Here is a 13,747-nt window from a genome sequence, read left to right on the forward strand (position 1 = left end):
GAATGCGCATGCACCTCGGTCACGATCTCGACGAGAAGTTTCCCCACCGGCACACCTACAGCGCCGCCGCCCCCAAGCGCCCCGACGGCACCCGGCGCGCCCTGCGGATCGGCCTGGGCGGGCCGGTGGGCTCGGGCAAGACCGCCACAGTCGCCGCCCTGTGCCGGACGCTGCGCGCCGAGATGGCCATCGCCGTCGTCACCAACGACATCTACACCCGCGAGGACGCCGATTTCCTGCTGCGTGAAGCGGTGCTGCCGCCCGAGCGCATCAAAGCCGTCGAAACGGGAGCCTGCCCGCACACCGCCATCCGCGACGACATCTCCGCCAACCTCGAAGCCGTCGAGGACCTGGAAGACGAGGTCGGCCCGCTCGACCTCGTCCTGGTGGAGTCCGGCGGTGACAATCTCACCGCAACCTTCTCCAAGGGGCTCGTGGACGCGCAGATCTTCGTCATCGACGTAGCCGGTGGCGACGACATCCCGCGCAAGGGCGGCCCCGGCGTCACCACCGCCGACCTCCTCGTCGTCAACAAGACCGACCTCGCCCCCTACGTCGGATCCGACCTGGAGGGCATGGCCCGCGATGCGCAGGCCCAGCGCGGCGACCTCCCCGTCGCCTTCACCTCCCTCAAGACCGAGGGCGGCGTCAAACCAGTCGCCGACTGGGTCCGCGAACGCCTCACCAACTGGAGCGAAGGCCCCGTATGACCCTCGCAACCGAACACACCGCGCCGGCCGCCCAGCCGGCGCCTGCCGCAGGCGTACAAGCCACCGCCCGCATCACGGCAGCCTTCAGGGGCGGTACCACCACCCTGCCCGTCCTCGACGGCGACGGGCCCTTCGAGCTCCGGCGCCTGCGCTCGCGCGGCAGCGAGGCACGCGTGTGCGTGGTCGGCGCCATGTGCGCCCCCCTCGGCGGCGACCGGCTGCGCATCGAAGCCACCGCCCAGCAGAGCGCGGCCCTCCACATCACCTCTGCCGCCGCGACCCTCGCCCTGCCAGGCCCCACCCCGGAACACGCCACCTACGACGTACACCTGACCGTGGCGGAGGACGCGGAGCTCCACTGGCTGCCCAAGCCGTTGATCTGTGCCGCCGGCAGTAATCTGCGGCAGACGTGGACCGTCGACCTCGCCCCCACCGCACGGCTCGTGCTGCGCGAGGAGCAGGTACTCGGACGTGCGGGCGAACCGTCCGGCCATGTGGCCACCCGACTCACCGTCCGACGCGGCGGGCACATGCTCCTCGACCAGGAAACCGAGTACGGCCCGGACACACCCGGTTGGGACGGCCCCGCCGTCCTCTCCGGCCACCGCGCGGCCGGGCAAATCCTCATCGTCGACCCGGCCTTCGAAAGCAAGCCCCCCGCAGTCCAACTCTTCGTCGACGAGCCGGAAGGCGGCCAAGCCGTCCTGACACCCCTCGCGGGACCCGCCGCGCTCGTCACTGCCATCGCCCCGGATGGCCTCCGTCTGCGTCGCCTCCTCGACGCGGCACGGATGAGGCGACCGAGGAGGGCGTGAACCGATCCACCGCCAACGGTCGGCGCCCAACATGACCTGGCGCGCATCGACTTCACCGTCCAGGCAGATGAACCCCGGGCTGTCCGCCAAGGCCATGGACCTGTCGGATGGGGACTGTTGCGGAACGCCGCATGGAACTCACCACATCCGACAGGCGAATGGCGTGATCAACAACGCACCAGCACGCCCGTTTGGCGAGTCGCCCGATCAGTGGTTCCCGTCGTGTCGCGGGAGCTTCCGGGGCAGGCTGCCTGCGGGGGCGCCGGTGGCTTGTCAGAGGCGTCGGCCCGTTGGCACTGCCTGCCGGCAGCTTGCCTGTGAACGAGGGGGCGGCATGACGCACGGAATCGGGCCTGGGCACGTTCCCCAGGGGAATGATGCGGCACTACTGGCGGCGGGTATCGCCGACATGGCGGTCAGCGGATTGACCACCGTCCTGCGCGGTGTGCGCGGACTGCTCGGCCGCGCGGACGTGGGCGAGCTGGCGGATGAAGGGCGGCAGGAGCTCAAAGCCCGCGGGCGTCTGGCCCTGGACCGTTTCGCCGCCGGCTCACCGGCGCATCTGGAGGTACTGGCCCAGCACGTCGCTGCCCGCCGTGGCTCCACCGATGGCTGACACCAGCAACCAGGCTGCCTTCAAGCTCCGTGTGGACCAGGCGCTGCACCGCTTCGTCGAGGACGAAGTCGATCACCTGCTGGCGATCGACACGGATCTGACACCCGTCGCTGAACAGCTTCAGGTCATCACGACGCACGGAAAGCGCCTGCGGGCAGCCTTCTGCTACTGGGGCTGGCGGGCGGCCGGGCAGCCGGACTCGGACGCCCTGGTCCGGGCGGCTGCCGCGATGGAACTCGTCCATGCAGCGGCTGTCGTCCATGACGATCTGATCGACAACAGTGCGCTTCGGCACGGCCTGCCCACAGCCCACCTCGGGCTGCGGACCGCAGTGGCCGAGGGCCCGCGCCCGAAGGCCGCGGCCCGCTCTCTGGCGATGCTGGTGGGGGACCTGCTGATGTCGTGGGCCGGGCAGCTGTTCACCACCTGCGGCCTGCCCGCCGCCTATCTCTCGCGAGCACGCCCGCTATGGGCGGTGCTGGCCCGTGAACTGGTGGCCGGGGAATGCCTGGAAATCCTGCGCACGGGCGGGCGCCCCGACACGGCTGCTTCTCTGCAGGTGATCCGCTACAAGACCGCCAAGTACACCGTCGAGCACCCCCTGCACATCGGCGGGGCCCTGGCCGGAGCCTCCCAGGAACTGCGGGAGCTATTCACTGATTTCGGGCTCCCTCTGGGCGAGGCATTTCAGCTCCGCGACGACCTGCTGGGACTGTTCGGCGACCCAGACCGCACCGGCAAGGCAAACGGGGACGACATCGCCGCGCACCGCCCCACCGCGCTACTGGCGCTCACCTGGCAGGACGCCACCGGTGCGGAACGGCATGAGCTGCGCAAGATGCTGGGGCGTCGCAGCCTCGACGAGGCGTCGGTCGCACGGGTTCGGGAGATCATGCACGCCACCCGGGCCCCCGCCCGCATCGAGCACATGATCACTGAACGGGTTCAGGCCGCCACCACCGCCCTGCACCAGGCCCACCTGCCCGCCGACGCAGCCCGCGCACTCGCCGGCCTGGCACAGACCGCCACCGTTCGCCGCAACTGACCGGACCGCCCTCGATGTTCACCAAGTCCGCCCGCAAGGAGCCGTGTGACCTACACCGAAGCATCCATGGACACGCTCCGGCGGGTCGGAGACGAGCTCGCCGACGCGACCGTGGCCACCCTGTTCGAGCGGGGGGAAGTGGGGAAATTCAACACCCTCATGCGTTACCTCTCCACCACCGGCCAGGACCCGCCCGCCGGACTGCCGGAGGTGGCCCGCGCATACCTGCACGCCACCAGCGCACCGCCGGACTGGGTGGACTGGGGCGAGATGGAGAAGGCACGCCTGTTCTTCATCGACAACAACGTGCACATCTCCACCGCGCTGTCGTTCGCTTCCATGCCCGCCTGCTACGTCATCCCGCACATCGCGAAGCTGCTCAGTGCCACCCACTCCCTGAAGTACCCCTCCAAGCGCATGGCGGAGACCGGACAGTTCACGGTCTACCTCATGCAGCCCGGCGCCTTCGAAGCGGGCAGCCGCTTCATCCCGGCCGCGCAAAAGGTCCGGCTGCTGCACGCCTCCATCCGCCACCATCTCCAGCGCGAAGACCGCTGGGACACCGACAGCCTCGGCACGCCCATCTGCCAGGAGGACATGATCGGCGGGCAGATGCTCTTCTCCCTGCTGGTCCTGGACAGCCTGCACCGCCTGGGTATCCACATGAGCATCGACGGAGCCGAGGCATACTTCTACGCCTGGCGCGTGGTCGGCGCCATGCTCGGCATCGACCAGGATCAAGTCCCCAAGGACCTCGACACCGCCCGCCAGTTCTTCGACCTGTACATGACCCGCTATATGGGTCCTTCCGATGAAGGCGCCCACCTCACCCGCCAGCTCATCGACCTCTACGAAGAAGTCGTGCCCGGCACCCTCTTCGACCCCGTCGTCGGAGCGCTGATCCGCTACCTCATCGGAGACACCTGCGCCGACTGGCTCGACGTACCCCGCACCGCCTGGGACACCGCCATCAAAGCCGCACCTGCGCTGCTCGGCATGCTCGAAAAGATCGAGGACCGCTCGCCCATGGGGGCATGGGCCCTGGACCGCCTCGGCCACTTCACCACCCTGCTCGAACTCAGCTCTCTCACCCGCGGCCGGGTCATGCACTACGCCATCCCCGAACAGCTCAAGAAGGACTTCGGCGTCACCTCTGCCACCCCCCGCACCAACCGCTGGACACCGCCCGCCCCGAGCGTCACCACGTAGGACCAGCCGCGCGTCTCCTTTGGAGGCGGCCGGTCACGTCTCCTCCTATCTGCACCGTGCGCCCCTGGCCGGTGACAGCGACGTCATGCTGCTCGTCGGCGTAGACGATCCATGCCCCGCCTCGAACCGGTGTCAGGACTATTCCGGGCCCGGTGCCTCGCCGGATACCGCGACACCTGCCTGGCGGAAGTCGTCCAGGGCGGACGCTGTTGTGTGCGGGGCAACCCCGACCGAGTAGTCGAGACGTACACGTGCACGAAACCCTGCCGCGACGGCATCCAGGGCGGTCGCACGCACACAGTGGTCCGTTGCGATGCCCACCACATCGACGTCCTCGACCCCACGGATGCGCAGCCAGTCCGCCAGGGAGGTTCCCTCCGCGTCCGCGCCTTCGAAGCCGCTCTTGGAGGCACTGTGAGCGCCCTTGAAGAAGACGGCGTGCACCTTGCCGTCCGTGACGACAGGTGCGAAATGAGGATGGAATTCCGCGCCTTCGTTCCCCACCACGCAGTGGACGGGGAAGCTGTCCTGGAAGTCCGGGGTCTCGGAGAAATGGCTGCCCGGATCGATGTGATGGTCCCGGGTGGCCACCACGTACTGGTAGTCACGCCCCGCACTCCGCTCAACCAGTTCCGCGATCGCCGAGGCAATCCGCGCGCCTCCCGCGACGGGAACGCTGCCTCCTTCGCAGAAGTCCTTCTGCACATCCACGACGATCAAGCCTCGGCTCATCACGAACACCTTTCAGAACTGTGGAACACAGAAAGGGCCACTTGGGAAACCTGAACCGGCCCGAGGTGCGGGCACCGCCTGCCCTACGCCACCGGGGTGCGGGAGGCGACCGTGTCCGCGCACGAAGTCCGTCCCCTTGGTCATTGCCCAGGTCGACAGGCCACCGTGCGGCTATCGCGGCCTGCGTCACCCGCCTGGACCAGCAGGTTCACCGCAGGATCGATGCACGACGCCGACGATGTCAGGGCTTCATCGACCAAGGGGCGGGAAGGCCGGTGGAAGCGATCTTCCCGCTGCCAGGGTCTCCGCCACAGTTCCCAGAAGGGGAAAGCCCGGCACGGCCCGCTCCTTGACTCCGCTGTCCCCGTCCGGCTCTACCTGATACAGGTGGGCCTGCGGTGTGCGGGTCACCGTCTCCGTCAGGACACCAGCCATGAAGAGTGCGCCGACACCGTCCTCCAACGCCCATCCGGCGGGGAGCGCGCCGGTTGCTACGGCTGCTTGGTAGGAGGAACGGCGGCCCGGTTCACTGTCGTAGTGCGGGCAGACCGAGCCAGACAGCAGGCCCAACCCATCCGGCAGAAACGTCAGTGGTCCGAAGGAGTCGGTATGCGACCCTTCGGCCCAGCAGTTGGCGCCGGCACTGATACCACACAGCAGTGTTCCGCGGTCGTAGGCCTCACGCAGCAGCCGGTCCACGCCGTGCGTACGCCAGACCGCCAGCAGGTTCGCAGTGTTGCCGCCACCTACATATACGACGTCCTGAGAAAGCAGGAACCTTCGCAGCGCCTCGTCATCAAGTTCCCTCCGGAACAGCGGCAACACACTGGGCTCGCAGTCGCGTGACCGGAACACGGTGAGAAAGCGCTCGACATAGGCGGGGGCATCTCCACTGGCCGTGGGTACGAAGCACACCTTGGGCCGAGAAGCACGTGAGTGACCGAGCACCCAGTCGTCCAACAACTCATCGTCGTCGGTGGAGAAGCCACCCCCAAGGAGAGCCAGACGACGCACGGGAACGACAGCCACGGCATTCCTCCACAGCAGACGGCACACAGGAGCGGAAGGGCGCCCCGAACGTTGCCGGACCATCGACTGGCTCCGCAATCGAATACACCAGCGTGTCCTGCAGGGGCACGCCCGCGATCCAGGCGTTTTGCGCTGCCGGGCTCGCGTCAGCGGGAGAGTTCGATTCCCCAGGCGGCGGCTCGGGCGGCGGCGGCCGCGCGGTTGGGGAGGTCGAGCTTGGCGAGGATGTGCTCGATGTGGGTCCCTACGGTGCGCGGCGTGATGTACAGCCGCTCGGCGATCTCCCGGTTGGTGCGGCCGGCGGTCAGTTCAGCCAGCACCTGAAGCTCCCGCGGCGAGAGTCCGCCAGGCCGCCGCGCGTCCGCGGCGGGGTCGGCCGCGGCGGTCTCCTCGGGCGGGGGGCCCGAGCGGGGGTCGACGGCCGCGGCGAGGGACTCGGTGAGCAGGGTGACCGCGGCGCGCGCCGGATCGGGCGCGCGCCGCGGCCGGCGGGTGCTGACGTTCAGCATGCCGACGTACCGGCCGTCGGTGGCGAACAGGCACTGGGCCACGCCGTCCTCGATGCCGAGGGGACACAGCACCTCCTGGAATCCCGGGGATGTCGCCAGGAGCTGCCAGGGGACGTCCCTGAGCCAGAGACCGCCTCGGGCCGGGCTGCGGAGCACGGGAAACACCGGGTCGTGGTGGAGGCGGGTCTCGATGTAGGCCGTGACGTCGTCCGGGTAGCTCCCGGCCAGGGTGGTGTGGCGCCTGCGCAGCGGATCCCACCGGGCCAGGGAGGCGTGGTCGTACTCCATCACCTCCGACAGCGCCGCCAGGACCGTGCCGACGCCGGTCGCGCCGCTCGTGGCACTCCTGGCGGCCTCACGGACATGGACGGCCGCGTCCAGGATGTCCGCCGTGCTCCGCTTCGCCGCCATCCCCCAAGGATGATCATGTGCCCGGAATACGTCAATCGCCAAGGGTGTCGTGCACGACCTGCCCGTCCACGACGGTGAGGACGACGGGCATCTCCGGTATGTCATGGGGGTCGGCGGTGAGCAGGTCCCCGTCGAGCACACAGAGGTCGGCGACCTTGCCCGGCTCCAGGGAGCCCTTCCAGTCGTCGGCGAAGTCCTGCCAGGCCGCGTCGATCGTGTACGTACGGATCGCCTCGGCCAGGCCGATGCGCTGCTCGGGGCCGCTGACCCGGCCGGCCGCCTTCGACTCGCGCAGCACCATGGTGGCGACGCCCTGGCGCCAGTCCGGGTACGTGACGGGGGCGTCGGACCCGCTCGCGACCCGCACTCCGGCGTCGATGGCATCGCGGTAGGGCCATGCGTACGCGGCCCTGCCGACGCCGACGAACTCCTCCTCCATGTCGGCGACGGTCCACTTGATGGTGGGGTTCATGTTGACGCCGAAGCCGTGCGCGGCCAGCACCTTCATGCTGTGCGCGGTGAGGAAGTCGCCGTGGATGACGTAGTGGCGGGCGTCGGACCGCGGGTGCTCGGCCATCGCCGCGGCGAAGGCGTCCGAGACGGTGTCGCAGGCCCGGTCGCCGGTGACGTGGACGCCCAGCTGGTGCCCGGCGACGTGGGCGTGCCGGATGATGGCGTCGATCTCGGCGATCCGCTCGTCGTCGGTCTCGCCGCCGACACACAGGGAGCCGCAGCCGCCGCCGACGTACGGCTCGTGCATCCAGGACGTCTTGTTGGGGACGATGCCGTCGGCGAAGATCTTGACTCCGTGGATCGCGAGGCGGCGCGGATCGGTGTCGCCGGACTCGCCGAGGGCGGTGAGGGTGCGGGCGAACTCCTCAGCGGTGCTCGCCATTCCGGTGGGCAGGAGCAGGACGCCGAGGCGGGCGGTCAGTTCGCCGTCGGCCAGCAGCCGGCGGTAGACGTCGAGGGTCTCCGCACCGAGCGCGCCGCGCATGATGCCGTCGCCGCCGGGGCCGAGCCCGGGCTCGGTGTAGCTGGTCACGCCGAGCCGGGCGAGCGTGGCGAGGGTCGACCTGATCGCGTCGGTCCGCTCCTGCCGGCTGAGCGGCGGCAGCGCGTTCTGGACGAGGGCCTGGGCGCCCTCATGGAGCAACCCGGTCGGCTCCCCGGCTTCGTCCGTGACGATGGCCCCGCCGGGCGGCGCGACGGTGTGCCGGTCGATCCCGATGAGCTCCAGCGCCTTGGAGTTGACCCAGGTGGCGTGCCCGGAGAAGGAGTACAGGACGACGGGGTGGTCAGGACTCACGGCGTCGAGATCGCGCCGCGAGGGCAGCCGCGACGGATCCGAGACGCACTCGTCGAGGTAACCGGTGTCCCAGCCGTGCCCCGTGATCCACTGCCCGCCCGGAACCCGCCCGACGGCCTCCCGTACCGCCTCGGCCACGTCCGCGAGGGAGGACACGGCTGGATGGCCGAGGTCGAGGGAGAGCGGCGGCGTCGCCATGCCGAAGGCGCATCCGTGCAGATGGGAATCGTTGATACCGGGAAGCAGCGTCGCCCCCCGCAGGTCGACGACGCGGGTGTCGGGTCCGACGAGCGGCGCGATGTCGTCCCGCCCACCGACGGCACTGATGGTCCCACCGGTCACCGCAAGGGCCGAGGCGACGGAGAACTCCGCATCGACCGTGACCACCCGGCCACCGAGAAACACCAGATCCGCATACGTGTCCACAGAAGTTCCTTTCGAAAACCGGGCGCACCACGGCCACCCGCGAACGATCTCCCGAGGACTATGACCAGGCCCCCGCCCCCCGCACATCGGTCATCCCACCGATACGCGCTCTCGCAGTGGCAGCTGACGGCCAGCCGGCTCCCGGCGCAAGCAGCCTGAGGAGCCGGGGGAGGTATCGAGGTGAGCACTTGTGCATCGCCGCTTCCGGTCATCGACTTCTTGGGCGATCGGGGGCCGGCTGCGACGGAGCCTCGCGTCCCGATCGTGGCACCGAGCGCACGGGTGGCCGTCGGCGAGCCGTAAGCCCGGTACGCGCAGCAGCGAGTCCGGCAGCCGTCCGCGGGAAGCGAGCACTCCAAGACGTAGCAATGGCCGCCCCGGACCTGGTGGTTCCCGGGCGGCCGTCGCACGGAGCGGTGGTGTCAGTGGCCGCCGGCGAGTTCACCGCTGAGCTTGCCGTGGAGGTCGGCGCTGGGATCGTTCAGGCCGATGATCTCGACGCTCTTGCCGCGCTGGGCGTACTTACTCTCGATGGCGTCCAGGGCGGCGACCGACGAGGCGTCCCAGATGTGCGCGGCGGACAGGTCGACGACGACCTTGTCGGGGTCGGTGGCGTAGTTGAACTGGCCGACGAGTTCGTTGGAGGAGGCGAAGAACAGCTCACCGGTCACCGAGTAGACGGCGCTGCCACCCTCGGGGTCGGTCACGGCGGTGACATGGACGAGGTGGGCGACGCGCTTGGCGAAGATGACCACGGCGGTCAGGGAGCCGACGACGACGCCGATGGCGAGGTTGTGGGTGGCAACCACGCACCCGACGGTGATCACCATGACGGTGATCTCCCCGGCGGGCAGCCGCTTGAGGGTCTTCGGCGCGATGGAGTGCCAGTCAAAGGTGGCCACCGACACCATCACCATCACGGCGACGAGCGCGGCCATGGGAATGTCGGAGACGACCGGGCCGAAGACAATGCACAGCACCATCAGGAACGCGCCCGCCAGGAACGTGGACATGCGGGTACGGGCCCCGGAGACCTTCACATTGATCATCGTCTGGCCGATCATCGCGCAGCCGCCCATGCCGCCGAAGAAACCGGTGACGATGTTGGCGATGCCCTGGCCGACGGCCTCACGGGTCTTGGAGGAACGGGTGTCGGTGATGTCGTCGACCAGCTTGGCGGTCATCAGCGACTCCATCAGACCCACCAACGCCATGGCGAGCGCGTACGGGGCGACGGTCGTCAGCGTGTCCAGGGTGAACGGCACATCCGGCAGGCCCGGGACCGGCAGCGAGGACGGCAGGGTGCCCTTGTCCCCCACGGTCGGCACCGCGATACCCGCAGCCACCGTAATGACGGTGAGGATGACGATCGACACCAACGGCGCCGGAACGACCTTGGTGACCTTCGGGAAGAACACCATCAGCGCCAGGCCGGCGGCGATGAGCGGATAGACGGCCCAAGGCACGTCCATCATCTCCGGCACCTGCGCCATGAAGATCAGGATGGCCAGGGAGTTGACGAAACCGACCATCACGCTGCGCGGCACGAACCGCATCAGCTTCGCCACCCCGAGCGCGCCGAGGACGATCTGGAGGACACCGGCAAGAAGGACCGCCGCGACGAGATAGCCGAAGCCGTGCTCGCGGTTGAGCGGTGCAATGACCAGGGCGACGGCACCGGTGGCCGCGGAGATCATGGCCGGGCGACCGCCGACGATCGCAATGGTCACGGCCATGGTGAACGAGGCGAACAGACCGACCGCCGGGTCAACCCCGGCGATGATCGAGAACGAAATCGCCTCCGGGATCAGCGCCAGGGCGACCACGAGACCGGCCAGCACCTCGGTACGCAGCACCTTCGGCGAGAACCAGGACGGACGTCGGGAACCGCGCAGCCACGCGGCCGGGGACAGTACGGAGGAAGACAAGACGAGAGAAACCTGTCGTGCTCGGGCACACCCATCGGCAGACCAGGGCATGCAAGAGGATGCGGGACACCGGGCCGGCACCCCGCGGACGGCCCTCACGGCGGGCCGGAAGCGGTCAGGCGGATCACACGACGCCGACCGCGCAACGTACGGCCGCGCTCGCGTCAGGAACGAAACATCACGGCGGGCAGGCAGCGGCGCCGGGCACCATGGACACGCGCACGCTCGCTCCTGCAGAACTCGGGTCTTCGCCGGGGACGACATCGGCCCCGGCACGGCAGTGGGCGGGGTTCTCACTTCCCCGCACGTCACGTGGCCGAGGGCGGCACGGTCCGCCCCTGACGTCAGCAACTCTACCCTAACGTTAGAGTAGGGCTTGAGGTGCCGCCGCACGGGGTGTGACAGCACCGGGACGAGAAGGGCACGGGCGTGGACAGCAAGCACATGCAGATCGGCGAGGTCGCCGCGCGGACCGAACTGTCCCTGCGCACCATCCGGCACTACGAGGAGACCGGACTGGTCGTCCCCTCCGCCCGCTCCCAGGGCGGCTTTCGCCTGTACACCGAGACCGACGTCGCCCGCCTCTTGGTCATCCGCCGTATGAAGCCGCTCGGCTTCACCCTCGACCAGATGCGCGATCTGCTTGAGGCGACCGACCGCCTCGACACCGGCGGGGATGTCGACACCGACGAGCGGGAAGCCCTCCTCGACCGCGTCCGGGAATACGAGCAGGCCGCCGCCCAGAAGATCGAAGACCTGCGCGTCCAACTGACCCGCGCCGAAGACTTCGCGTCCACTCTCCGCGCCCGGCTGGAGCAGATCGCCCCCGCCGTCGGCTCCTGAGCGGCGCCTTCGGCAAGGCGGCCCGCGTCCCGGTTGAGCCGCCGGTGTGGTGGCGCCGGCCTGTGGTCGACTGCCCGAGGAGCGCTCGACGAGGCTGACTCCGCACAGCGCGGCGAAGGATGCCTCGCCGCACAGGCGCTCCGGGCTCCGCGAGCCGGGCCAGGCGGCGTTCCAGGTCCTGGATCGGGTCGGTGAGCTGCCGGGTTCGATGGGCCGGCAGGCACAGGGGGATGCGGGTGGCCTGCCGTGCCGCCTTTTCGTCACCCCGGCGTGGGCGTTGAGTCCCCGCAGCGCCGCCCGGCTCGCGTCGGATTCCTGCCGCCGTCGGGTACTTCTGCCGCAACTCACCCTTGCCTATGGTGTGTTGAGACCGCAGAGTGCGGTCGAAGGGAGAGCCTCATGCCTACGCAGACCGGCCGCACATCGCACAACCTTCCTCGCTTCGAAGACGCAGAACCGCTCGGCCCACAGGACGCGGAGTTCGCCAGGGACATCAAGGCCGTGCTGGAGAAGCACGGCAACCTGGACCGGTTCGGTCTGGTTCTGTTACACGACCACTTCTCGGTCGGCGGCGACGAAGTGCTCGTCGAGACGAACGATCCACAGGCCCGCACACTCCACGTCGAGGTGGAGAAGAAGGGAGAGACCAAGCACGCCCAGCCGTCGCAGTGGCGGTTCGTCGCGGACTCCGAGGAGACGACCACCACGCAGAGCACGCGCAGCCCCTACGAGGTGCTGATGCTGTGCCTGACACTTGCCTGCGAGGACCGCTGAGGTCGGGCGGCCCCGGCTGACACGGACACACATGGGGAGGGCTGCACGAGCTCCCTCGGGGCCCAGCCCTCTCCGTTGACCCGGGCCACCACAAGCGCATCATGGTGCCGAGGGGGCCGATGAAGGCGAAGGCCAGTGGGACGCCGCTGAGATGCGCGGGCACCAGCCGGCCGCGCGGCGCCGCCGCTCCGAAGATACGGCGGGCACCGCGTCGGCCCTGGTGAGAGTCGCGGTTATCTGGCGACGGCCTTGCCCCAGCCCTGGGCAATGTCATCCTTGGCATGGCCCAGCTGCGACTCGGTCGGGAATCTCGGCGTGCCGGAGACCTTCGGCAGCTTGGCGGCCGCGGTCTTGTCGAGCGTGCCGTCCTCCTCCATGGCGGCCATCAGAGCCGGGCGGGCGTAGCCCTTGAGCCAGAGGTTCTGGCCCTCGGCGCTGTAGAGGTACTCCTGCCACAGTCGGGCGGCCGCCGGGTGCGGGGCCTCCTCGTTGATGGCCTGCGAGTAGTACTGCGAGAACTTGCCGTCCTCTGGGACCGTGACCTGCCAGTCGAGTCCCTTGCTCTTGAACTCGTCGCTGTACCTGGCGTTGAGGTAGTCCCAGTCGAGGACGATCGGCGTCTTGCCCTTCGTGATGGTGGCCGAGGTGGACTGGACGGGCGTGTAGTTGCCGTTCTTTTTGAGCTTGGCGAAGAAGTCGAGGCCGGGCTGGATGTAGTCGAAGGAGCCACCGTTGGCGAGGGCGGCCGCGTACACACTGCCGAAGGCCGAACCCGACTTGGTGGGGTTGCCGTTGAGCGCGATCAGCCCCTTGTACTCCGGCTTGAGCAGTTCCTTGAAGGTGGTCGGACAGGTCTTCACGCGATTGGCATCGCAGCCGATGGAGATATAGCCGCCGTAGCCGTTGTACCAGCGGCTCATCGAGTCCTTCTGGCCGTCTGGGATGTCAATGAAATCGGCGACCATGTACTGCGCGAGCAGATTCTTCTGGGCGGCGCTGTACGCGAAGGAGCTGCCGAGGTCGAGGACGTCGGGCGCCCGGTCCTGGCCCTTGCGGGAGGTGACCGCGTTGATCTCGTCCTGGCTGGCGCCGTCCGGGTTCTCCACCACGACCTTGATGCCGTACTTCTTCTCGAAGCCGTCGATCAGCGCGCCGTAATTGGCCCAGTCGCGGGGAAGCGCGATGGCGTTCAGCGTGCCTTCCTCTTTGGCTGCCTTGACGAGCGCGTCCATGCCCCCGAAGTCCTTGGCCGTGATCGCGGTGGCCGCGCTCTCTCCGTCGGCGTTGGTCGACGCCCCACAGGCGCTGAGGACGAGTGTGGCGGCGACGAGGCCGCCGGTGAGGACGACGGATCTCGGCAGGATCTCGGTCACGGTCTCTCCAGAGGGGTA

At 69.0% G+C, this 13,747-nt stretch carries 13 protein-coding genes; 7 read left to right on the plus strand and 6 right to left on the minus strand.

What is annotated here, in order from left to right; all coding sequences use genetic code 11:
- The first annotated feature begins 8 nt into the window (after positions 1–8).
- The 5 genes from ureG to SLV14N_RS07945 all read left to right on the plus strand — a co-directional run bounded on the left by ureG (position 9) and on the right by SLV14N_RS07945 (position 4,395).
- Complete coding sequence (ureG, locus tag SLV14N_RS07925; protein ID WP_208680346.1) at positions 9–710, plus strand: urease accessory protein UreG; 702 nt, start codon at positions 9–11, stop codon at positions 708–710.
- Positions 707–1,525: an urease accessory protein UreD gene (locus tag SLV14N_RS07930; protein WP_208680347.1), complete on the plus strand. Its 819-nt coding sequence runs from the start codon at positions 707–709 to the stop codon at positions 1,523–1,525. The genes ureG and SLV14N_RS07930 overlap by 4 nt, the downstream gene beginning before the upstream one ends.
- A 334-nt stretch (positions 1,526–1,859) precedes the next feature.
- On the plus strand, positions 1,860–2,141 hold the full coding sequence (locus SLV14N_RS07935; RefSeq protein WP_263268644.1) for a hypothetical protein: 282 nt from the start codon (positions 1,860–1,862) through the stop codon (positions 2,139–2,141).
- Positions 2,134–3,186: a polyprenyl synthetase family protein gene (locus SLV14N_RS07940; protein ID WP_263268646.1), complete on the plus strand. Its 1,053-nt coding sequence runs from the start codon at positions 2,134–2,136 to the stop codon at positions 3,184–3,186. The genes SLV14N_RS07935 and SLV14N_RS07940 overlap by 8 nt, the downstream gene beginning before the upstream one ends.
- A gap of 45 nt (positions 3,187–3,231) precedes the next feature.
- Positions 3,232–4,395 (plus strand): oxygenase MpaB family protein, encoded by a 1,164-nt coding sequence (locus SLV14N_RS07945; RefSeq protein WP_208680348.1) that lies wholly within the window; start codon positions 3,232–3,234, stop codon positions 4,393–4,395.
- A 138-nt stretch (positions 4,396–4,533) separates the two neighbouring features.
- Here the strand turns inward: SLV14N_RS07945 and SLV14N_RS07950 are convergent, their stop codons facing one another.
- From SLV14N_RS07950 to SLV14N_RS07970, 5 genes are all read right to left on the minus strand, one after another.
- Positions 4,534–5,127, minus strand: a complete 594-nt coding sequence (locus SLV14N_RS07950) for an isochorismatase family protein (RefSeq protein WP_208680349.1) — start codon at positions 5,125–5,127, stop codon at positions 4,534–4,536.
- A 249-nt stretch (positions 5,128–5,376) separates the two neighbouring features.
- The gene (locus tag SLV14N_RS07955; RefSeq protein WP_259670179.1) at positions 5,377–6,156 is read right to left on the minus strand and encodes a peptidase E; all 780 of its coding nucleotides are present in this window, start codon (positions 6,154–6,156) and stop codon (positions 5,377–5,379) included.
- Positions 6,157–6,302: 146 nt separating this feature from the next.
- Positions 6,303–7,076: a LuxR family transcriptional regulator gene (locus tag SLV14N_RS07960; protein ID WP_208680351.1), complete on the minus strand. Its 774-nt coding sequence runs from the start codon at positions 7,074–7,076 to the stop codon at positions 6,303–6,305.
- A 31-nt stretch (positions 7,077–7,107) separates the two neighbouring features.
- On the minus strand, positions 7,108–8,811 hold the full coding sequence (locus SLV14N_RS07965; protein ID WP_263268765.1) for an amidohydrolase: 1,704 nt from the start codon (positions 8,809–8,811) through the stop codon (positions 7,108–7,110).
- Positions 8,812–9,233: 422 nt separating this feature from the next.
- The gene (locus SLV14N_RS07970; RefSeq protein ID WP_263268766.1) at positions 9,234–10,739 is read right to left on the minus strand and encodes a SulP family inorganic anion transporter; all 1,506 of its coding nucleotides are present in this window, start codon (positions 10,737–10,739) and stop codon (positions 9,234–9,236) included.
- Between the two features lie 429 nt (positions 10,740–11,168).
- Here SLV14N_RS07970 and SLV14N_RS07975 point away from each other — a divergent pair, with 429 nt between their 5' ends.
- Together SLV14N_RS07975 and SLV14N_RS07980 are read left to right on the plus strand one after the other, a co-directional pair.
- Positions 11,169–11,582: a MerR family transcriptional regulator gene (locus SLV14N_RS07975; protein ID WP_263268768.1), complete on the plus strand. Its 414-nt coding sequence runs from the start codon at positions 11,169–11,171 to the stop codon at positions 11,580–11,582.
- Between the two features lie 399 nt (positions 11,583–11,981).
- Positions 11,982–12,356 carry a hypothetical protein gene (locus SLV14N_RS07980; protein WP_263268770.1) on the plus strand — a complete coding sequence of 125 codons (375 nt, stop codon included), beginning with the start codon at positions 11,982–11,984 and terminating at the stop codon, positions 12,354–12,356.
- Between the two features lie 233 nt (positions 12,357–12,589).
- On the opposite strand, the gene SLV14N_RS07985 is transcribed toward SLV14N_RS07980, so the two are convergent.
- Positions 12,590–13,729: an ABC transporter substrate-binding protein gene (locus SLV14N_RS07985; RefSeq protein ID WP_263268772.1), complete on the minus strand. Its 1,140-nt coding sequence runs from the start codon at positions 13,727–13,729 to the stop codon at positions 12,590–12,592.
- Positions 13,730–13,747: the final 18 nt, after the last annotated feature.

It is taken from the genome of Streptomyces sp. Je 1-4 4N24, from assembly GCF_026239515.1.
In the GTDB taxonomy this organism is placed as follows: domain Bacteria; phylum Actinomycetota; class Actinomycetes; order Streptomycetales; family Streptomycetaceae; genus Streptomyces; species Streptomyces nigrescens.